A 20944-nucleotide genomic window follows, 5' to 3' on the forward strand; every position below is an offset into this window, starting at 1 on the left:
ATGCGCTGCCCGAGCTGCAACAGCCTCGATACGCAGGTGAAGGACTCCCGCCCCACCGAGGATTCCTCGGTGATCCGGCGGCGGCGGGTCTGCGTCACCTGCAATTTCCGCTTCACGACCTTCGAGCGGGTGCAGCTGCGCGAACTGACCGTCATCAAGCGCAACGGCCGTCGCGTGCCGTTCGACCGCGACAAGCTGATGCGCTCGGTGCAGATCTCGCTGCGCAAGCGCTCGGTCGATCCGGAGCGGGTCGAGAAGATGGTCTCGGCGATCGTGCGCGAGCTCGAGAGTGGCGGCGAATCCGAGGTGTCCTCGGAGGCGATCGGCGAGATCGTGATGGAGCATCTGCGCGATCTCGACGACGTCGCCTATGTCCGCTTCGCCTCGGTCTATCGCAATTTCCGCGAGGCCAAGGATTTCGAGGCCGTGCTCGGCGAGCTCTCGGCCGAGGACGAAGCACCGCGCCTCGCGCCGGTCCGCAAATGATCTTCCGGGTTCTGGTCGATCAGGTCGGCGAGAAGCTGAAGGCGCAGAAGGACGCCGACCGCCGCTTCATGCAGCTGGCGCTGTCGCTCGGCCGTCGTGGGCTGGGGCGGACTTGGCCCAATCCCGCCGTCGGCGCTGTGGTGGTCAAGGACGGCGTGATCGTCGGCCGCGGCTGGACCCAGCCCGGTGGACGCCCTCATGGCGAGCCCGAGGCCTTGAAGCGCGCCGGCGAGGCCGCCAAGGGCGCCACCCTCTACGTGACGCTGGAGCCGTGCTCGCATTTCGGCAAGTCGCCGCCTTGCGTGGATGCGGTCATCGCCGCCGGCATCAGCCGCGTCGTCTCGGCGATCGAGGACCCCAATCCCGAGGTCGCAGGGCAGGGGCATGCGAAGCTGCGCGCCGCGGGTATTCAGGTCGAGGTCGGCCTCTGCTCGGCGGACGCCAAGCGTGATCATGCCGGCCATTTCCGCCGCATCAGCGACGGACGGCCGCACGTGATCCTGAAGCTCGCGGTCTCCGCCGATGACAAGATCGCAGCCGCCGGCAACAAGCCGGTGGCAATTACCGGCGAGGCAGCGCGGACCCGCGTGCATCTGCTGCGGGCCCAGAGCGACGCCCTCCTGATCGGGGTGCGCACCGCGATCGCCGACGATCCGCTGCTGACCTGCCGGCTGCCGGGCATGGAGGCGCGCTCGCCGGTCCGGATCGTGCTCGATCCGATGCTCCGCCTTCCGGCTGCGAGCCGATTGATGCAATCCGCGCGCACGACGCCGCTCTGGCTCGTCGCGTCCGAGGTGGCCGAGCCGGCTACCGCGACCCGGCTGGGCGCCGCCGGTGCGCAGGTGATCCGTGTCCCGCCGCAGGCCGACCCGTCGGCGCTGGAGCCGCCGGCCGTGCTCAAGGCGCTGGCGGAACGCGGCGTCACGCGTCTGATGATCGAAGGCGGCAGCCGCGTCGCATCATCTTTCATGGCAAGCGGCCTGGTCGATGAGATCTGGCTCCTGCGCGGCCCCGGCGAGATCGGAGCTGACGGGATCGCTGCGCTGGACGCATTGCCGCTGACCGCAATCACGCAGTCGCCGGCCTATCGCGTTCGTGCTAGCGAGACGCTCGATCCCGATACCCTTACGATTTACGAGCGCGCCTAATGTTCACAGGCATCGTCACCGACATCGGCGAGATCGTCAGCCTGACGCCGCGGACCGAAGGAAAGCTGCATCGGCTGCGCATTGCCTGCCACTATGATCAGGCCGGCATCGCCGATGGCGCGTCGATCGCCAATAACGGCGTCTGCCTCACGGTCGTGCAGTCCGGCGTCACCGATGGAAAGACCTGGTTCGAGGTCGATGCCGCCGCGGAGACGCTGGCGCTGACCACCGCCAAGCACTGGCGCGTCGGCACGAAGCTGAACCTCGAGCGGGCGCTGAAGATCGGCGACGAGCTCGGCGGCCACATCGTCTCCGGCCATGTCGATGGCATTGCGACCATCGTCAGCCGAGAGAACCTGCCGGACATGGCGCGGTTCGTTTTCAGGACGACGCGGGATCTGGCGCGCTTCATCGCCACCAAGGGCTCAGTAACCCTCGACGGCGTCTCGCTCACGGTCAACACCGTCGACGAACTGGTCTTCTCGGTGCTGATCATTCCGCATACGCTGTCGGTCACCACGCTGTCGTCCTGGCAGGCCGGCAGCGAGGTCAATCTCGAGGTCGACCTGATGGCGCGCTATGCCGCGCGCCTCACGGAAATGAAGTAGCCTCGAAGGGGGCTTTCCGTCTTGGCTTTGCGGGCGCTCGCGCCTACAAGGCCAGCCCTCATGGCGAGGAGGCGCCGATGTGTCGTCTCGCAGCATGAGGCCGATTTCATCTCGCCCTTCGCGACGCGGCCGGATGGCCGCTCCATTGGGGCGAGGCACCTGAAGACAATGGAAACAGAACCATGGCAGACGCACGGCGCGCGCCGCTCAAAGACCAGACCGACATCTCCGGCGCCCGCGCGCTGATCGTCGAGGCCCGCTTCTACGATGACCTTCAGGACGCCCTGCTGGAGGGCGCCACCGCCGAGCTGAAGGCGGCGGGCGTGGGCTATGATGTTCTCACCGTCGCCGGCTCGTTGGAGATTCCGGCGACTATTGCCATTGCGCTCGATGCTGCCGCGAAGGCCGGCAAGCCCTATGACCTCGCGATCGCGCTCGGCTGCGTCATCCGTGGCGACACCATCCATTTCGAGATCGTGTCGCAGGAATCCTCGCGAGCCCTGATGGATCTGTCGGTGGCGCGCGGCCTGCCGCTCGGCAACGGCATCCTCACCGTCAATAATGAGGACCAGGCGTGGGCGCGCGCCCGCGTCTCCGAGATGAACAAGGGCGGCGATGCCGCCCGCGCCGCGCTCGCCGTGCTGCGCATCAAACGCCGTCTGGCGCGAGGCTGACATGGCCGAGAGCAGCAACAAGCCAATCAAGGGCCCGGTCCGTGCCGGCGACCGCAAGGCCAATCGCCGTGGCGCCGCCCGTCTCGCCGCCGTGCAGGCGCTCTACCAGATGGACATCGCAGGCGCCGGCATCAACGACGTCCTGGCCGAGTTCGAGAGCCACTGGCTCGGCAACGAGGTCGAGGGCGAGCAGTATCTGCCGGCCGAGGCTGCGTTCTTCCGCGACATCGTCTCCGGCGTGGTGCGCGACCAGACCAAGATCGATCCGGTGCTCGATACGGCGCTGGAGCGCGGCTGGCCGCTGCAGCGGATCGAGGCGATCCTGCGCGCGGTGCTGCGCGCCGGCGCCTATGAACTGGAGCGACGCAAGGACATTCCGGCGCGGGTCGTCGTGTCCGAATATGTCGACATCGCCCATGCCTTCGTCGAGCGCGACGAGACCGGCATGGTCAACGCGGTGCTGGAGCAACTCGCCCGGCAATACCGCGCCGACGAGATGGGGCCGAAGTAGCGATGGGCGGCGCCGGAGCACGATCGCTGCGAACCGGCGCGATGCCAGTCTCTTTCCTCGACTGTCATCTCCCGCGACGGGGGGTGATCCCGTATTCCACAGACGTTCAAGGGATAGGGAAGGGCCGCGGCGTACTGGATCGCCCGGTCGAGCCGGGCGATGACAGCAGAGTGTGCAAAGTGTGGGGGACGAGCGCGTGACCCGCGACGCCTCCGGCGAAGATTCCCTGATCGCCCGCTACTTCAAGCCGCTGGCGACCGACCCCGGCGCCTTCGGCCTCGTCGACGATGCCGCGATCATTCCGGCCAATGGTGACGACATCGTCGTCAAGACCGACGCCATCGTCGAAGGCGTCCATTATCTCGCCAACGATCCCCCCGACACCATCGCGCGCAAGGCGCTGCGGGTGAACCTGTCCGATCTCGCCGCCAAGGGTGCGGTGCCCGCCGGCTTCGTCCTGACGCTGGCGCTGCGCGAGAAGGACGACGCGTGGCTGTCGGAGTTCGCGCGTGGCCTCGGCGAGGACGCGGCGGCGTTCGGCTGTCCGCTGCTCGGCGGCGACACCGTGTCGACGCCCGGTCCCGTGATGATCTCGATCGCGGCTTGGGGGAGGGTGCCCAGGGGCCGGATGGTGCATCGCTTCGGCGCGCGTCCCGGCGACCGGGTGATGGTGACCGGGACCATCGGCGACGCCTTGCTCGGCCTGCGCATCCTGACGGGCACGGCCGACGCCACGGCGCTGGCCGACGATGCCGCCGCGCGGGATATGCTGATCGGCCGTTATCGCAAGCCGCAGCCGCGCAATGCACTGGCCGCGGCCGTGAGAGACTGCGCGACCGCCTCGATGGATGTCTCTGATGGCCTCGCAGGCGACCTGACCAAGCTCTGCGCCGCCTCTTCCGTGAGCGCCGACATCGCGCTGTCCGACATTCCTCGATCGCCGGCAGCGGCGAAGCTGCTTGCTGTCGGGGCCGCGCAGCTTGAAGGCATGATCTCCGGCGGCGACGATTACGAGATCCTCTGCACTGTTCCCGCAGCGCAATGCGCAGCGTTCCGTGCTGCAGCCGAGACGGCGGGCGTTGCCGTCACCGACATCGGCGCCATCGTCGAAGGGGCGCGAGCCCCGCGCTTCCTGGACGGGCAGGGCCGTCCCGTCACACTGACGCGGTTGTCCTTCAGCCACTTCTGACACCTATTTGCACCGCACAATGCGACCAAAGAAGCGTCTGAATTTGGAGCGGTTCAGGCGTCGCGGCGTTGCGTCATCATGGCGATTTTGGCAAGCTTCATATGTTCGAGGCGGCTCCGCCCGGAGCGGCCTGACAGGGGGCGTGCGTCGCACCATCGCGGCGTGACGTAGTTAGAAAAAGCAAAGAGCCGAGGAAACTAAATGTCAGCTTTATGGGTGATCGTGCTCTGCGGAGCGCTGTCGATCGTCTATGCGATCTGGGCCACACAATCGGTGCTCAGCGCGGACGCCGGCAATGCGCGCATGCAGGAAATCGCGGCGGCGGTGCGTGAGGGCGCGCAGGCCTATCTTCGCCGCCAATATACGACGATCGGAATCGTCGGCGTGGTGATCTTCGTGCTCCTTGCGTATTTCCTCGGCATGCTCGTCGCGATCGGCTTTGCGATCGGCGCGATCCTCTCCGGCGCGGCCGGCTTCATCGGCATGAACGTGTCGGTGCGCGCCAACGTCCGCACGGCACAGGCGGCCATCACCTCGCTCGCCGGCGGCCTCGAGCTCGCCTTCAAGGCCGGCGCCATCACCGGTCTGCTCGTGGCCGGTCTCGCGCTGCTCGGCGTCACCATCTACTTCGGCATCCTCACCGGCTTCATGAAGCTCGCGCCCGACAGCCGCACCGTGATCGATGCGCTGGTCGCGCTCGGCTTCGGCGCCTCGCTGATCTCGATCTTCGCCCGTCTCGGCGGCGGCATCTTCACCAAGGGCGCCGACGTCGGCGGTGACCTCGTCGGCAAGGTCGAAGCCGGCATTCCCGAGGACGATCCGCGCAACCCCGCGACCATCGCCGACAACGTCGGCGACAACGTCGGTGACTGCGCCGGCATGGCCGCCGACCTGTTCGAGACCTACGCGGTGACCGCTGTCGCCACCATGGTCCTGGCGGCCATCTTCTTCGCCAAGTCGTCGCTGCTGACCAACATGATGACCCTGCCGCTCGCCATCGGCGGCATCTGCATCATCACCTCGATCGCCGGCACCTTCTTCGTCAAGCTCGGCGCCAGCCAGTCGATCATGGGCGCGCTGTACAAGGGCCTGATCGCCACCGGCGTGCTCTCGCTCGGCGGCGTCGCGCTGGCGATCGGGTGGCTGATCGGCTTCGGCAAGCTCGACGGCGTCGACTACACGGGCACGGCGCTGTTCATGTGCGGCGTCGTCGGTCTCGTCGTCACCGGCCTGATCATCTGGATCACCGAATACTACACCGGCACCGACTTCCGCCCGGTGAAGTCGATCGCGGCCGCCTCGGTCACCGGTCACGGCACCAATGTGATCCAGGGCCTCGCCATCTCGATGGAGTCGACTGCGCTGCCCGCGATCGTCATCATCGCCGGCATCCTGGTCACCTACAGCCTCGCCGGCCTGTTCGGCATCGCGATCGCGACCACGACGATGCTGGCGCTGGCCGGCATGATCGTCGCGCTCGACGCCTTCGGCCCGGTGACGGACAACGCCGGCGGCATTGCCGAAATGGCCGGCCTGCCCAAGGAGGTCCGCAAGTCGACCGACGCGCTCGACGCAGTCGGCAACACCACCAAGGCGGTCACCAAGGGCTACGCGATCGGCTCCGCCGGTCTCGGCGCCCTGGTGCTGTTCGCGGCCTATAACCAGGACCTGCAGTTCTTCGTCGCGGATTCGGCGCACCATCCCTATTTCGCGGGGATCAAGCCGGACTTCTCGCTGAACAACCCGTATGTCGTGGTCGGTCTGCTGTTCGGCGGCCTGCTGCCGTATCTGTTCGGCGCGATGGGCATGACCGCAGTCGGCCGTGCCGCCGGCGCGATCGTCGAGGAGGTGCGCCGCCAGTTCCGCGAGAAGCCCGGCATCATGCAGGGCACCGACAAGCCGGATTACGGCAAGGCCGTCGACCTGCTGACCAAGGCGGCGATCAAGGAGATGATCATTCCCTCGCTGCTGCCGGTGCTGTCGCCGATCGTCGTCTACTTCCTGATCTACGCGATCGCGGGCGGTGGCGCGGCCGGCAAGTCGGCGGCGTTCTCGGCGGTCGGCGCCATGCTGCTCGGCGTCATCGTCACCGGCCTGTTCGTCGCGATCTCGATGACCTCCGGCGGCGGCGCCTGGGACAACGCCAAGAAGTACATCGAGGACGGCCATTTCGGCGGCAAGGGCTCCGATGCTCATAAGGCTGCGGTCACCGGTGACACCGTCGGCGATCCCTACAAGGACACCGCGGGCCCCGCGGTGAACCCGATGATCAAGATCACCAACATCGTGGCCCTGCTGCTGCTGGCGATCCTCGCGCATTGAGGCGCGCCGACGCGTCTTGACGAGCGAAGACCCCGCGGCGCGAGCCGCGGGGTCTTTTCATGAGGCTGTGTTGTTTGGTTGTTTGCTACTCGGCCGCGCGCTGCCGCGTCCGATAGCTCTGCAACGTGCTCTGCGCCATGCGCGGCTGCAGCTGCGAGAAGCTCGCCAGATGCTGGTCGAGCTGTGGGCGTGCGCTGCCGCTGGCGCTCGCCTGCATGAACAGCAGCGTCGTCGTCGTGACCCAGGACAAGTCGAGCGCCTTGGCGAGCACCAGGAGCTGGTCCGGCTGGTTGCGCACGAAGGCGCGCTCGACCACGTCGAGCGGCAGCTTGCACATCAATGACAGCGCCAGCGTGACCTTGTCGAAGCTGGCTTCCTTGGCGAAGCCGTGCAGTTGCGCCTCGTGGAGCTGGCCGGTCGCGTGCAGCAGCTCGACATAGTCCCTGGCGGTGACGAAGTCGGCCGAGCGTGTCCGCGCGGCGGCATGCAGATGATCCGAAGCCTGCGCCACGGCGAGCTCGACGATCTCGGTCCGCGCCGCGTCGGCGCTGGCGAGCTGGCTGCGCACCGCGTCGGAGGCTTCGACGAACAGCCGAACCAGCACCTCGCGTGGGCTGTCGGGTCGACTCCAGAGTTTCAAGGCGAGGCCGGGATCGTCGGACGCCTTCGTCACCAGGCCGGAGAAGCCGTGATCGGAGAAGCGCGCGCCGCCATTGTTGGCGGTGTTCGAAACGACGGCCTGATTGCCGCGATCGACCAGAACGTCGGTGACGGATTCGGTGAGGATCTTGCGGTCGGAGATTGCGAGCAGATGCTCCTGGCCCTGGGTCTGCGCGGTCGCAACCAGGATCTCGTCGTCGAGCCGGTCGCTCTGGCGCAGCACGGGGCCTGCCACCGCAATCGTCTCGTCACTGGCGAGCAGCCGGAGCAGCCGCGGCGGTGCATCAGGCAGTACCGCGAGCCGGCTGCCGAGCTGCGCCCGCGCCGCAATGGCGACATTGTCGAGCAGCTTGGACAGCACGTGGTCGAACAGATCGACATGTTCTTCGGTGAACTTGCCCGAGCCCACCACGAACAGGTCGGTGACGCGCTCCAGGATCTCGGCGCGCCGGGAGACGTAGCGGCTGGCGAGAATGTCTTCGAGCTGATGGAGGACGCTGTTGGGCAAGGCACGGCTCACGCGATGGACGACGCCGACGCCTGCCCCTCGGACGATGATCGGACCGCATCCACGCGAGGTTGTCGGCCCGGCATCCGCCGACGGTATCTCGCAACCAGATCAAAGACACGCGGCCGCCATCTATCGCATCATCCCGCTTAAGGTGCCGTTACACCACGACCCCCCATTCCAATGCTCCGCCGAGACGCGGCGCCGCCGGGCCCAGGGCTATTTCACGTCCATCTGCAGGCCTTCCTTCTGGATGATCGACGCGAATTTGGCTGTCTCGGCTTGGACGAAGTCGCCGAACTGCTGCGGCGTGCCGTAATCGGCCCGCGCGCCCATCGCGGCGATATTCTTGCGGATGTCCTCGCGCTCCAGCATCGCCTTGACCTGCAGGTTGAGCGCGCTGACGATCTCGGGCGGGCAGGCCTTGGGCAGGAATACGCCGAACCAGGACGAGACGTCGAACTTGGCCAGCTCCGGCGCGCTTTCGCGCATCGTCGGCAGGTCAGGCGCATTGGCGCTGCGTTCCGGCGTGGTGACGCACAGGCCAGTCAGCTTGCCCTCCTGCACCTGCGGCAGCGATGGAAACAGATTATCGAACAGAATCTGAATGTCGCCGGCGAGGGCGGCCTGCAGCGCCGGGCCGGCGCCGCGGAACGGAATGTGCGTCATCTTCAGCCCGGTGAGCTGCAGGAACCAGGCGCCGGTCAGATGCGGGCTCTGGCCGACGCCGGACGAGGCGTAGTTCAGCTTGTCGGGATTGGCCTTCAGAAAAGCGATCAGCTCCGGGATCGACTTGAGGCCGGTCGAGGGATGCGCCGAGACGATGTTGGGGATGCGGATCATGTTGGAGACCGCCTGCAACTGATCCGGCTTGTAGGCGAGGTTGCGGAAGATCGAATAGGCGATCGCGTTGGGACCGGGGTTGCCGATCAGGACCGTATGGCCGTCGCCCTTGGTGTTGCGCGCGACCTCGGCGGCGCCGATCGTGCCGCCGCCGCCGGAGCGATTCTCGACCACCGCCGATTGTCCCCACGCCGTCTGCAGATGCGCGGCCAGCAAGCGTCCCATCACATCGGTGCTGCCGCCGGGCGCGGCGGGCACGATCAGCTTGACCGTCTCGGTCGGACGCCAGTCGGCGAGACTCGCGCGCGGCAGGATGGCGGCTGTGGACAGCGCGGCGGCTCCGGACAGCAGCTTGCGGCGCGACAGCGCGATACGAAGAGCCAATGATTCCTCCCTGCCTGTGTTTTGCGGCAGGGTAGGGAAGATTGCGGCGCCAGAGCAAGCAGGCGAATGGCGCACGAGCTGCGCCAATCAGCGCAGTTCACCGGCTTTGTGCCGTCACCCGGAAACATATTCCGGACCGCGGCGATCGGGCCCGGATCAGTTGAAGCTGAGCAGCTTGAACAGCGGCGTCAGGTAGCTGAGCTCCTGGCCGGAGGTCGGCGTCGTGCGGCTGACGAAGTCGAAGATCTTGCCGTCCTTCATGCCGTAATTGGCGAGGCGGCGGACCTGGCGGTTCTTGTCGAAATAGATCGCAATGACGCGCTGATCGACCACCTTCTGGTTCATGAAGGCAACCGGGCGCTCGGCTCGCTGGGAGATGTAGTAGAATACCTCGCCGTCGAGTGTCGCCACCGTCGAGGGCGTGCCCATCACGATCAGCACCTGGTCCTGGCTGGCGCCGATCGGGATCTGCTCCAGCGCGCCCGGCGGCATGATGTAGCCCTTCTGGAACTGCTCGCCGGTGCAGGCGCCGAGCGCCAGGCAGGTCAGCGCGATCGCACCAAGGGTGCGCAGACGGGAGCTCAAGCCACGGGAGAGCAGGCGGGCAGTCGTTCGCATTGTCTGGGTCATCTTCTTCAGATCGGATCCCGTCCCCTTGCGTCGGGCAGGGCGTTGACGTACCGGGCAAACTTGCGGATTGCAACATGCCCCTGAACAGGGTCAGGGAAACTCGACCGCGGAACCGTCATGCTCTGGCCATTCAACCATCTCAGGAAATCCCGACCGTCCCCGCGCGGGACCATCGAGCCGATCTATGGCACGATCGTGGCACAAACCCGAGACCCGTTGTTTTATAGACACTTGAATGTCCCTGACACGGTCGACGGGCGGTTCGATCTGCTGATTCTGCACCTCTGGCTGGTGCTGCGGCGGCTGCGCGGGGTGGGATCGGACCTGTCGCAGGCGCTGTTCGACCGGTTCTGCGACGACATGGACGACAATCTGCGCGAGATGGGGGTGGGGGATCTCACCGTGCCCAAGCGGATGCAGAAGTTCGGCGAGGCGTTCTATGGCCGCACCGCCGCCTATGACCTTGCCTGGTCCGAGAGCGAGGCCCGGCTGGCGGACGCATTGCAGAAGAATATCTTGAACGGGGAGCATCCGGACAGCGCGGCCGGACTTGCCGCCTATGCGGCGCGGGTGGCCGCGCACCTCGCCGCTCTCGACGACAACAGGCTGCTCGGCGCCGGCTGGAGCTTCCCGCGGCCGGTTCAGCAGGACTAGCGACATGACCAGAAACAGAGACACCTCGCGCGAAACGGCGCGAGACCCTTCCAAGGACCCCTGGCGGGCACCGCCGGTGATCGTGGCGCAGATTCCGGATGCCGGCCTGCATCGCGAGATCGAGGCCGACGAGGCCACGCGCAACGCGCTCGCCGCGATTGCCGATCTGCGCGAGGTCATCTCGGCCCATGCCTCGTTCGACGTCGTCCAGAAGCGGGACGGCAAGGTGCATGTCGAGGGCCGTGTGCAGGCCCGGATCGGTCAGACCTGCGTCGTCACGCTGGATCCGATCGAGATCGAGATCGACGAGCCGATCGACCAGATGTTCGCCCCGCCGGAGCAGATTCCGGAGCTTGCCGATCTGGTCGAGGACGATCCCAACAGCGAGGTGGAGACGGCCGATCCGCCGGAGCCGATCATCGGCGGGCAGATCGATCTCGGCCGGCTCGCCGCCGACGCGCTGCTCCTGGGGATCGATCCCTATCCGCGCAAGCCGGGCGCCGTGTTCGAGCAGCCGGTGGCTGCGGCCGCCGAGCCGGAGGACCATCCCTTCGCGGCGCTGAAGGCGCTGAAATCGGCAGATGCCGCCGGGCCGGGCGCGGTCAAAGCGAAGAAAACGGGTGAGGATTGACGCGCCGTTGGGCAGGCCGGAAACGATCGATCCTGTCACAAAGCCTCTCGAAATCCTCTCAAGCTGCTGATTTCGATGGCAAAGGCGGGTCCCTGCCGGCCCCGGCCCGGCGCGGCGGTTGCAAAATGCATCGCTCCCGGGAGGTTGTTTCGACACGGAGAGACGCTATTGTCGCGCCCGGGTCGGGGTGCGACGAAAAGGCCCGGACGGCCTCTGGCCCGTCCACCGGCCGCGCAATGCCTCTGAACGACCGCCAAACACGGCCAACCAAGTCAAGGCCAAGACGAGACAAAGCTCGAGATCAGGTTTCCGGGACGTCATGCCTCAAAAGGTTCGAATCGCGCTGGACGCCATGGGCGGGGATTTCGGCGCGGCCGTCGTCATCCCCGGTGCCGCGATCGCGCTGAGCCGCCATCCGGATGCAGAGTTTCTGCTGTTCGGCGACAGTGCCAAGATCGTTCCCGAGCTCGACCGGCATCCGCGGCTGAAGGCGGTCTCGCGCGTCATTCACACCGATGTCGCCGTCAGCATGGAGGACAAGCCGAGCCAGGCGCTCCGGCGCGGCCGCAAGACCTCGTCGATGTGGCTCGCGCTCGAGGCGGTGAAGAAGGGAGAGGCCGACGTCGCCGTGTCCGCCGGCAATACCGGCGCGCTGGTGGCGATGGCGCGCTTCTGCCTGCGCACGCTGGACGGGATCGACCGGCCGGCTCTGGCCGCGATCTGGCCGACCGCGCGCGGCGAATCGGTGGTGCTCGACCTCGGGGCAACGATCGGCGGCGATGCCCACCACCTCGTCGCGCTGGCCGTGATGGGCGGCGCGCTGGCGAGCGTGCTGTTCAACAAGCCGAGGCCGACCGTCGGCCTTCTCAACATCGGTGTCGAGGAGATCAAGGGCCATGAGGAGATCCGCGAGGCGGCCGAGCAGCTGCGCGCGATGAACCTGCCGCAGCTCGATTATATCGGCTTCGTCGAGGGCGACGGCATCGGGAAGGGCGCCGCCGACGTGGTCGTGACCGAAGGCTTCAGCGGCAACATCGCTTTGAAGACGGCCGAGGGCACCGTCCGCCAGGTCACGGACTTCCTGCGCGGCGCGATCCAGGCGAGCTGGCTTGCCCGGATCGGCTATCTGTTGGCTCGCGGCGCCTTCGCCGCTTTGCGGGCCCGGCTCGACCCGCGCAAATCCAATGGCAGCGTGGTGCTCGGCCTCAAGGGCATGGTGGTCAAGAGCCACGGCGGAACCGATGCCGAGGGCTTTGCCTCGGCGGTCAGGGTTGGCTATGAGATGGCCCGCTACGATCTCCTGACCAAGATCAATCAAACACTCAATCCCGACGGCGGCGCGCCAGCGTCCGAACCCGTCGCCCAGGAGGCTGTCTCGTGACAATTCGTTCGGTCGTGCTCGGCTGTGGCTCGTACCTCCCGCAGCGGGTCGTGACCAATGCCGAGCTGGCAAGCCGCATCGAGACCTCGGACGAGTGGATCGTGCAGCGCACCGGCATCCGTGAGCGCCACGTCGCAGCCGACGGCGAGTTCACCTCGCATCTGGCGATCAACGCGGCCCGTGCCGCGTTGGCCGCGGCCGACGTCGATCCGCAGTCGATCGATCTGATCGTGTTGGGCACCTCGACCCCGGACAACACCTTTCCGGCGACTGCGGTGGCGGTTCAGGACGGGCTCGGCATCCATCATGGCGCGGCGTTCGACCTGCAGGCGGTCTGCTCGGGCTTCGTCTTTGCGCTCGCGACCGCCGACAATTTCCTGCGCAGCCGCTCGTTCAAGCGTGCGCTCGTGATCGGCGCCGAGACCTTCTCGCGCATCCTCGACTGGAACGACCGCACCACCTGCGTGCTGTTCGGTGACGGCGCGGGCGCGCTGATCCTGGACGCCCAGGAGCAGGGCGGCACGGCAGCCGATCGCGGCGTATTGACCACGCATCTGCGCTCCGACGGCCGTCACAAGGCCAAGCTCTATGTCGACGGCGGTCCGTCCTCGACCCAGACCGTCGGGCATCTGAGGATGGAAGGCCGCGAGGTGTTCAAGCACGCCGTCGGCATGATCACCGACGTGATCGTCGACGCCTTCGATGCCACCGGCCTGTCGGCCGAGACCATCGACTGGTTCGTGCCGCACCAGGCCAACAAGCGAATCATCGACGCTTCGGCGCACAAGCTGCACATCGCGCCGGAGAAGGTTGTATTGACGGTCGATCGGCATGGAAATACCTCCGCTGCCTCGATCCCGCTGGCTCTCGACGTGGCCGTCAAGGACGGCCGCATCAAGAAGGGCGACGTGGTCTTGCTGGAGGCGATGGGCGGCGGCTTCACCTGGGGCTCGGCTTTGGTGCGCTGGTGAGCCTGCCGCGCGGCGGGATTACGCCTGAGGCCTGTACTTCTATTCACGCTGCTGTTGACCACCGACGCTTAACCTCTTAATTTCCGGAGCGAATTATTCGCCGTGAGTTTGGGGCAGGCGATGGCGGGAACCGGAAAAACAGTCACACGCGTCGATCTCTGCGAGGCAGTCTACCAGAAGGTGGGGCTGTCGCGGACGGAGTCGTCTGCGTTCGTCGAGCTGGTCTTGAAGGAGATCACCGACTGCCTCGAGCGCGGCGAGACGGTCAAGCTATCGTCCTTCGGGTCGTTCATGGTGCGCAAGAAGGGACAGCGCATCGGACGAAACCCCAAGACCGGCACGGAAGTGCCGATCTCGCCGCGGCGGGTCATGGTGTTCAAGCCGTCCGCGATCCTGAAGCAGCGCATCAACGGCCAGCAGGGCAGCGGCAAGATGAACGGCGAGGCCAGCGCCGAGTTCGGCGCCGAGCCGGATTAGGGCCGAGGCCGTCGCCCCGCCGCATGTCGGCAGGGCCGTGTCGAACGCGTATCGTTCGTCCCGCGTACAGTTCGTCCAGTCTTTTCAGCGTAGTCTCCCACTTTCTTGTCAGCACGGTCGAAGGGGAACGGGCATTTGGACAAGGCGCCGGATGCGTTTCGGACGATCAGCGAGGTCGCGCAGGAGCTCGACATTCCGCAGCACGTGCTGCGGTTTTGGGAGACCCGGTTCGCCCAGATCAAGCCGATGAAGCGGAGCGGCGGCCGGCGCTATTACCGGCCCGACGACGTCGACCTGCTCAAGGGCATCCGGCGTCTGCTCTATGGCGAAGGCTACACCATCAAGGGTGTGCAGCGCATCCTGAAGGAGCACGGCGTCAAATCGGTCCAGGGACTGGCCGACAGCTCGGCCGCGGTCTCGTTTGGCGCGATGGAGGAGACGCTCGGCCAGGCGATGATGGAAGAGGAGCCGATCGGCGAGGCCGAGGTCGAATCGGAGGACGAGGAGGAGGAGGCTTCCGACGAGGAGGGCATCGACTTCCGCTTCGTCGACACCGAGGACGACATTCTCGACACCTTTCGCGTCGGCCCACCGACCCGCGCCGGCATGAAGCCGGAGGAGCGGGAGAAGCTCCAGGGCGTGCTCAAGGAGCTGGTCGACTGCCGCGCGCTGCTCGACCGGGCGATGAGGGAAGTCTGAGGGCGGGGCTGGTCGTCAGAATGCGCCAGCATGGCGGCAGGTGTCCGTTGCATTGAGCCACGCCGAGCGCCGCGAGTCGGCTGTGCACTCTCCACCGTTCTGGAAGGGGGCGGAGGGCCACGATCTCCGCTCCATCCGATCACACTATGAAACCCTCCCGCCGCGCCTTGCATCCCGCCCCGATCACGGCTAGAGGAACGGCCATCGGAGCGTGGCGCAGCCCGGTTAGCGCACTAGTCTGGGGGACTAGGGGTCGTGGGTTCGAATCCCGCCGCTCCGACCATTTTTCTCAAATCGCTGTATTTGACGTCGGCCGATGCGGTTTTGCGCGCACCTGCCACGACCGCTTCGTCCGTGAGATTGGCTTTTCAAGCTGCAGACCGCCCCCTAAACTCCCCGAACTGGGCGCCGCTGGACACTGTTCGAGCCGGCTCGTTTCATTTGTGAACTTTGTTGCCGAGACTTCCCTCATGGACGCCGCCGTCGCCGACATCTCCTTTGGGCATTTCGAGAACGCCGAGCAGATCGCCTTCTGGAACGGTGCGGGCGGCGGGCGCTGGGTCGCGCGCCGCGCCGAGATCGATGCGCTGCTGGCGCCGGTGCAGGAGGCGCTGCTGGAGCGCGCGGCAATTCAGGCGGACGAACGGGTGCTCGACATCGGCTGCGGTTGCGGGGCGACCTTGATCGCGGCGGCCGAGAAGGTCGGCCCCGGCGGCAGCGTGCTCGGCCTCGACGTGTCCGCAGCCATGCTGACCGCGGCCCACGAGCTCGCCCCTGCCGATGCGCCGGTGAGCTTCGTGCAAGGCGACGCCATGGTGCACCACTTCAAGGCCGCGAGCGCCGATCTCGTGATCTCGCGCCTCGGCGTCATGTACTTCGCCAATCCGGTGCGCGCCGTGCTCAACATCCGCAATGCGCTGCATTCGGAGGGGCGCGTCGCGTTCGCCTGCTGGGGCGAGCTGCGCGACAACCCGTGGGCGCTGGAGCCGCTGCAGGCGGCCTATGACCACGTGCCGAAGCTGCCGGGCTTGCCGCCGCACGCGCCGGACGATTTCGCGTTCGGTGCTCCCGAGTGGATGGAGAAGGTGACGACCGATGCCGGGCTGCGGCGCATCCGGCTGGAGCGTCACGACGTCGCGCTCGACTTCGGCGCGGGCGCCGGCCTCGATAGCGCGGTGCAGACGGCTCTCGCGATCGGGCCCGCCGGCCGTGCCGTGGCCGGGCAGTCGTCCGAGGCGGTGGAGGCCGCGACGGCCGCCGTGAGGAAGGCGTTGGCGCGCTACGCCAAGGGCCCGGGCGTCATGGTGCCCGCTTCGTTCTGGACCGTGACGGCCGTCGATCCGTGAAAGTCGGTCTTGATCACTGCGTCCCGTGACAAAGTCGCAAGATCGGTCGAGCGCGTCATGTCCGCCTGCGCTTAGCTGCAGCCGCCACGGAGCACGGAACGATGAAGGCGGCGCTGCGAAACTACCATGCGCGGATGCAGCGGGTGCTGGATCATATCGACCGGCATCTGGAGGATGATCTCGATCTGGACGCGCTGAGCAGCATCGCGGCCTACTCGAAATATCATTTCCACCGGCAGTTCACGGCGACCTTCGGTCTGTCCGTGAATCGCTACATCCAGCTCGCCCGCATGAAGCGGGCGTCCTATCAGCTGGCCTACAGCGATGCCCAAAGCGTCACCGAGGTCGCGATGGAGGCCGGCTACGATGCGCCGGACGCCTTTGCCCGCGCCTTTCGGCAACGGTTCGGGCAATCGCCGTCATCGTTCCGGAAATCTCCCGACTGGGAGCCGTGGCTTGCGGCCTTCGGGCCTCTCGACGACGCAAGGAGCAAGCTGATGCGGACGACCTATACCCCTGACGACGTGACGATTCGCGAGGTGCCGACCACGCCGGTGGCGATCATGGAGCATCGCGGCGACCCGGCCACGCTCGGCGCCACGATCCAGCGCTTCATCGCCTGGCGCAAGGCCGCCGGCCTACATCCCCGAGCCAATCCAACCTTCACGGTCTGGCGCTCCGAGCGTCGCCCGGCCTCGCCTGCCGACTACAGCGTGGACCTTTGTGTCGGGACCGACCAGCCGGTCGAAACGCAGGACGCGACAATCAGGGCCGGCGTGATCCCCGGCGGACGCTGCGCGGTGCTGCGTGTCGTCGGCAACACCCACAATCTGGAGCCGGCCGCGCTGTTCCTCTATCGCGACTGGCTTCCGGCCAGCGGCGAGGAGGCGCGTGACTTCCCGATCTATTGCCAGCGGCTGAACTTCTTCCCGGAGGTTCCCGAGCACGAAATGGCTGCGGACCTGTTCCTGCCGCTGAAATAGCGCCTGACGGCCGGATCCATCCTAAAAACTTGCAGCCAGGAGCCTTCTCAACCTTCGAGCCCCGCAGAAGGCGGCTCTGAAGGGGAGAGGGGCCTTCGTTGGAGCGATTCCTGTTCCATTCGGGAACCGCGATCGGCCATGTCCGTTAACGATCGAGCAGCTCAATTGAGGCCCCACACCCTGACATTGAACCTTTGCGCGCACGCGCGCACCAAACCTGTGTTCGGCTCGTTGTGGAGCCGGTTCCAGGAAATTTCAGACTGACATCGGGGTTCACCCCGATGTGCTGTTCATTGTCGTTGAAGGAGGCGCGTATGGTCCTCAGGACTTTGAAAGTTTCGCTGTCCGTTTTCGCCGCTGCAACCTCGGTGGTATCGCTGTTTGCCGTCAGCTGGGTCGGTCTCGCACTGCTCGGCTACTGACAATTCACGCAACAAGGATCGAGGCGCATCTGTGCCTCGCGAGACGGAAAGCGCGCCCGGATCGAGACTGATCCGGGCGCGCTCGTTCTTGCCGATGCGAGAGGCGTTATGCGAAGGCCTTCTCCATCGTCTCGATCAGCACGCGGAACGACTTGTCGTGGCGCGTGATCGGCGGGATCGCCCGGGTGATGCCGAGCAGCTGATAGACCGCCATCTGCGCCGCGCGCACCGAGTATTCCACCGTGAACACGACGTCGTCGGGGATCTCGACGAACTGGCTGACGAAGGCGAGGTTCTTCGAGTTCGCCGGCACCGGCAGCGGCCGGTCCGCCTTGTTGCGCGGCATGAACATGCTGGTGATGTAGGGCAGGCGGCAGGGCACGCAGGTCGCCTGGTCGAACACCGAGAGATCGAAGTTGAGGTGGCCGCAGAGCTCCTTGAGAATGTCGGCGCCGCCGCAATCGGCCATCGCCTTCGGCACAAAATTGCCGATGCGATCGGGATGCAGCGCATAGCCCCAGAACACCTGCACGTCGGCAGGCTGATCGACGAAATGCGGCTGGTGATACAGCACGACCGACATCAGCCAGTTGGATTCGGTGAAGGTGACGAGCCCGCCGGTGCCGGCGGCGTTGCCGCTGAACGCCTCCATCGCGTCGAAGAAGCGCGGATTGCGGCAGGTGACGGTGAACGATTCCCAGCAGGATTCCGGTATCGATGAGTTGAACGCCGCGGGATTGCCAAAATCGGGGCGGTCCTTCGCGATCTTCTCCCACAGCGTCCAGCCCTGGCTGTCCTGCTTGGTGAGCCGCGGCGGCGGTGCATCCTGGGTGCCCAGGCTGGTCGCGTCCGTCATCGAGCCGTTCTGCAGGAAGACGAGATCGTCGCTCGACAGCGCAATCGTCTCCGGCTGGCCGTTGCGATCCAGCATCAGGCGCTTGACGACGTGCTTGCCGGCTTCCGTCGCGATCTCCATGTCGGTGACGTCGACGCCGCCAGCGAAATTCACGCCACGGCCCTCCAGCCATTTGACGAGCGGCACGACGATCGCGTCGTACTGATTGAACACGGTGCGCTTGACGCCAGCCAGCGTCTCGATGCGCGGAAACTCGTTCATGAAGCGATGCAGATAGCGCTTGAACTCGACCGCGCTGTGCCAGGGCTGGAACGCGAACGTCGTCTGCCACATGAACCAGAAGTTCGTGGTGAAGAACGGCGGCGACAGCCAGTCGGTGATGCGGGAGTTGCCGAGCTTCTCCTCGGAGGCCTCGGTCAGCCGCACCAATTCGAGACGGTCCTGCATGGTGAAGCCCATGGTCGAGACGTCGACCTTGTGCCGGTTGCGGTCGACGAGGCGCGCCTGCGAATGCGCGACATGGACCTTGTTGAAGGCGATCGTCTCGTCGCGCACGGTGCGGTTGGGATCGCCGGCATCGGGGATGGTGGAGAGCAGGTCCCACGTGCACTCGTAGTGATCGGTCGTCAGCATGCGGCCGCCGCGCAGCGAATAGGAGCCGTCGGGCAGCCGCGCACCATCGAGGCTGCCGCCATAGGGCAGGTGCTTTTCGAAGATCGTGATGTCGCGGCCTTCGACGCCGCCGTCACGGATCAGGAATGCCGCGCCGGCCAATGCGCCGATGCCGCTGCCGATGAAATACGCCTTCATGATGGTTCACCCGGGATCGTGTGCTACGATCCGGGGCTTAGCCGCTGTGTTCCCTCATGGAACTGATCCAGGTCAAGCGCTGCGACGCGCGGTGATCACGATCTCGCGTGGTCCGTCAGGCGAATGATTTCACCACCGACTGCAGCAGCACCTTCAGCGATTTGTCGTAGGGCGTCACGGGCGGAATGGCCCGGTCGATCTTCAAGAGCTGATAGACCGCATGCATGGCCGCGCGCACCGAATATTCGATCGTGAAAACGGCGTCCTCAGGCAGCTCGACATATTGGCCGATGAAGGCGAGATTCTGCGAGGTGAGCGGCACCGGTAGCGGCCGGTCGCCAAAGCTGCGCGGCATGAACATGCTCATGATGTAGGGCATCCAGCACGGCACGCAGGTCGCCTCGTCGAACACGGCGAGCGGGAAGCGCAGATGCCCGCACAGCTCCTTCAGGATTTCGGCGCCGCTGCACTCGGACATCGGCTTCCCCAAGAAATTGCCGACGCGATCGGGATAGAGCCCATAGCCCCAGAAGATCCTGATGTTGTCGGGTTGGTCCGGAAAGTATGGCTGGGTGTAGAGCACGATCGACATCCGCCAGTTCGAATCCTTGAACGTGACGAGCCCGCCGGTGCCGGCGACATTGCCGGTGAAAGTCTGCATCGCATCGAAGAAGCGCGCATTGCGGCAGGTCACCGTGAACGACTCGAAGCTCGATTCCGGGACCGATGAATTGAACGCGACCGGATTGCCGAACTCGGGGCGGCCCTGTGCGAGCTTCTCCCACAGGGTCCAGCCGTGGCTGTCGTCCTTGGTGAGCTGTTGCGGCGGAGCCCCGTGGCTGCCGAGGCTGGTCGCATCCGTCATGGAGCCGGCCGTGTAGAACACCAGATCGTCGTCGGCGAGATCGATCGTGCGGCTCGCGCCGTCCTGCGTCAGAGCAAGCCTGACGGCGCGGTGCTTGCCGCTGATGGTGACGAGCTCGATATCGGTGACATCCGTGCCACCGACGAAGTTGACGCCGTGGCCTTCGAGCCAGCGGACCAGCGGCTTGACGATCGAGTCGTTCTGATTGTGCACCGTCCGCTTGACGCCGCCAAGCGTATCCATCATCGGGAATTCGTTCATGAAGCGGCGCAGATAGCGCCTGAACTCGACCGCGCTGTGCCAAGTCTGGAAGGCAAACGTCGTCTGCCACATGTACCAGAAATTGGTGGTGAAGAAAGGCGGCGACAGCCAGTCCGAGATCAAGGAATTGCCGAGCTTCTCCTCGGAGGCCTCGGTGAGCCTGGTCATCTCGATGCGGTCCTGCATCGAGAAGCCCATGGTGGAGACGTCGACCTTGTGCCGGTTGCCGTCGACCAGCCGCGCCTGCGCGTGGGTGACGTGGAGCTTGTTGAACGCCACGGTCTCCTGGAGGATGGTCTCCTGAGCGTTGGTTTCGCAGGGAATGGTCGACAGCAGGTCCCAAGTGCATTCGTATTGCTCGGTCGTCAGCATGCGCCCGCCGCGCATCGAGTAGGAGCCGTCCGGAAGACGCGTGCCGTCGAGGCTGCCGCCATAGGGCAGGCGCTTCTCGAAGACGGTGATGTCCGATCCGGAGATGCCGCCGTCGCGGATCATGAATGCTGCGCCTGAGAGCGAACCGATGCCGCCGCCGATGAAATAGGCCTTCATGAGACCGACCTGCAATCTAAGGGTTTGAAACACAATAACGAAAATGCGGGCAGGCGCGGCGTATCACAGGCCGATC

20 protein-coding genes and 1 tRNA gene are annotated in these 20944 nt (G+C 66.0%); 16 read left to right on the forward strand and 5 right to left on the reverse strand.

What is annotated here, in order from left to right; all coding sequences use genetic code 11:
* The 7 genes from nrdR to ACQR13_RS19250 all read left to right on the forward strand — a co-directional run bounded on the left by nrdR (position 1) and on the right by ACQR13_RS19250 (position 6938).
* The gene (gene nrdR, locus ACQR13_RS19220; protein WP_006612773.1) at positions 1 to 486 is read left to right on the forward strand and encodes a transcriptional regulator NrdR; all 486 of its coding nucleotides are present in this window, start codon (positions 1 to 3) and stop codon (positions 484 to 486) included.
* Positions 483 to 1634 (forward strand): bifunctional diaminohydroxyphosphoribosylaminopyrimidine deaminase/5-amino-6-(5-phosphoribosylamino)uracil reductase RibD, encoded by a 1152-nt coding sequence (ribD, locus tag ACQR13_RS19225; protein WP_315752919.1) that lies wholly within the window; start codon positions 483 to 485, stop codon positions 1632 to 1634. Before nrdR ends, ribD begins: the two co-directional genes overlap by 4 nt.
* The gene (locus ACQR13_RS19230) at positions 1634 to 2242 is read left to right on the forward strand and encodes a riboflavin synthase (protein ID WP_315752918.1); all 609 of its coding nucleotides are present in this window, start codon (positions 1634 to 1636) and stop codon (positions 2240 to 2242) included. The genes ribD and ACQR13_RS19230 overlap by 1 nt, the downstream gene beginning before the upstream one ends.
* A gap of 182 nt (positions 2243 to 2424) precedes the next feature.
* Positions 2425 to 2916: a 6,7-dimethyl-8-ribityllumazine synthase gene (gene ribH / locus ACQR13_RS19235; protein ID WP_315752917.1), complete on the forward strand. Its 492-nt coding sequence runs from the start codon at positions 2425 to 2427 to the stop codon at positions 2914 to 2916.
* A 1-nt stretch (position 2917) separates the two neighbouring features.
* Positions 2918 to 3427 carry a transcription antitermination factor NusB gene (nusB, locus tag ACQR13_RS19240; RefSeq protein WP_315752916.1) on the forward strand — a complete coding sequence of 170 codons (510 nt, stop codon included), beginning with the start codon at positions 2918 to 2920 and terminating at the stop codon, positions 3425 to 3427.
* 196 nt (positions 3428 to 3623) lie between these two features.
* On the forward strand, positions 3624 to 4616 hold the full coding sequence (gene thiL / locus ACQR13_RS19245) for a thiamine-phosphate kinase (RefSeq protein ID WP_316202688.1): 993 nt from the start codon (positions 3624 to 3626) through the stop codon (positions 4614 to 4616).
* A gap of 201 nt (positions 4617 to 4817) precedes the next feature.
* A complete protein-coding gene (locus tag ACQR13_RS19250; protein ID WP_434863115.1) occupies positions 4818 to 6938 on the forward strand; it encodes a sodium-translocating pyrophosphatase in 2121 nt (706 codons plus the stop codon).
* Between the two features lie 85 nt (positions 6939 to 7023).
* On the opposite strand, the gene ACQR13_RS19255 is transcribed toward ACQR13_RS19250, so the two are convergent.
* From ACQR13_RS19255 to ACQR13_RS19265, 3 genes are all read right to left on the reverse strand, one after another.
* A complete protein-coding gene (locus tag ACQR13_RS19255; protein ID WP_316202687.1) occupies positions 7024 to 8106 on the reverse strand; it encodes a DUF2336 domain-containing protein in 1083 nt (360 codons plus the stop codon).
* A gap of 219 nt (positions 8107 to 8325) precedes the next feature.
* Positions 8326 to 9333 (reverse strand): Bug family tripartite tricarboxylate transporter substrate binding protein, encoded by a 1008-nt coding sequence (locus tag ACQR13_RS19260; protein ID WP_315752914.1) that lies wholly within the window; start codon positions 9331 to 9333, stop codon positions 8326 to 8328.
* A 156-nt stretch (positions 9334 to 9489) separates the two neighbouring features.
* Positions 9490 to 9951 carry an outer membrane protein assembly factor BamE gene (locus tag ACQR13_RS19265; RefSeq protein ID WP_315711452.1) on the reverse strand — a complete coding sequence of 154 codons (462 nt, stop codon included), beginning with the start codon at positions 9949 to 9951 and terminating at the stop codon, positions 9490 to 9492.
* A gap of 129 nt (positions 9952 to 10080) precedes the next feature.
* Here ACQR13_RS19265 and ACQR13_RS19270 point away from each other — a divergent pair, with 129 nt between their 5' ends.
* The 9 genes from ACQR13_RS19270 (at position 10081) to ACQR13_RS19310 (ending at position 17105) form a co-directional block, all read left to right on the forward strand.
* Entirely contained in the window at positions 10081 to 10617 is a 537-nt protein-coding gene (locus tag ACQR13_RS19270; protein WP_315711454.1) for a ubiquinol-cytochrome C chaperone family protein, read from the forward strand.
* Positions 10618 to 10621: 4 nt separating this feature from the next.
* Positions 10622 to 11248 (forward strand): YceD family protein, encoded by a 627-nt coding sequence (locus ACQR13_RS19275; RefSeq protein WP_316188492.1) that lies wholly within the window; start codon positions 10622 to 10624, stop codon positions 11246 to 11248.
* 319 nt (positions 11249 to 11567) lie between these two features.
* Positions 11568 to 12629, forward strand: coding sequence for a phosphate acyltransferase PlsX (gene plsX, locus ACQR13_RS19280; protein ID WP_315752912.1), 1062 nt, complete (start codon positions 11568 to 11570; stop codon positions 12627 to 12629).
* Positions 12626 to 13600, forward strand: coding sequence for a beta-ketoacyl-ACP synthase III (locus ACQR13_RS19285; RefSeq protein WP_316188491.1), 975 nt, complete (start codon positions 12626 to 12628; stop codon positions 13598 to 13600). Before plsX ends, ACQR13_RS19285 begins: the two co-directional genes overlap by 4 nt.
* A gap of 120 nt (positions 13601 to 13720) precedes the next feature.
* Positions 13721 to 14077, forward strand: coding sequence for an integration host factor subunit alpha (locus tag ACQR13_RS19290; RefSeq protein WP_315711462.1), 357 nt, complete (start codon positions 13721 to 13723; stop codon positions 14075 to 14077).
* Positions 14078 to 14212: 135 nt separating this feature from the next.
* Positions 14213 to 14776 (forward strand): MerR family transcriptional regulator, encoded by a 564-nt coding sequence (locus tag ACQR13_RS19295; protein ID WP_315752911.1) that lies wholly within the window; start codon positions 14213 to 14215, stop codon positions 14774 to 14776.
* 205 nt (positions 14777 to 14981) lie between these two features.
* Positions 14982 to 15059: transfer RNA gene (locus ACQR13_RS19300), tRNA-Pro, on the forward strand.
* Between the two features lie 187 nt (positions 15060 to 15246).
* Positions 15247 to 16122, forward strand: a complete 876-nt coding sequence (locus ACQR13_RS19305) for a class I SAM-dependent methyltransferase (protein WP_315711465.1) — start codon at positions 15247 to 15249, stop codon at positions 16120 to 16122.
* A 101-nt stretch (positions 16123 to 16223) separates the two neighbouring features.
* Entirely contained in the window at positions 16224 to 17105 is an 882-nt protein-coding gene (locus ACQR13_RS19310) for an AraC family transcriptional regulator (RefSeq protein WP_315752910.1), read from the forward strand.
* A 528-nt stretch (positions 17106 to 17633) separates the two neighbouring features.
* Here the strand turns inward: ACQR13_RS19310 and ACQR13_RS19315 are convergent.
* Together ACQR13_RS19315 and ACQR13_RS19320 are read right to left on the reverse strand one after the other, a co-directional pair.
* The gene (locus ACQR13_RS19315) at positions 17634 to 19193 is read right to left on the reverse strand and encodes an oleate hydratase (protein WP_315752909.1); all 1560 of its coding nucleotides are present in this window, start codon (positions 19191 to 19193) and stop codon (positions 17634 to 17636) included.
* Between the two features lie 115 nt (positions 19194 to 19308).
* Positions 19309 to 20868, reverse strand: coding sequence for an oleate hydratase (locus ACQR13_RS19320; RefSeq protein ID WP_315752908.1), 1560 nt, complete (start codon positions 20866 to 20868; stop codon positions 19309 to 19311).
* Between the last annotated feature and the right edge of the window lie 76 nt (positions 20869 to 20944).

Origin of the sequence: Bradyrhizobium sp. HKCCYLRH3059, assembly GCF_051168035.1 — a bacterium.
Taxonomy (GTDB): Bacteria; Pseudomonadota; Alphaproteobacteria; order Rhizobiales; family Xanthobacteraceae; genus Bradyrhizobium.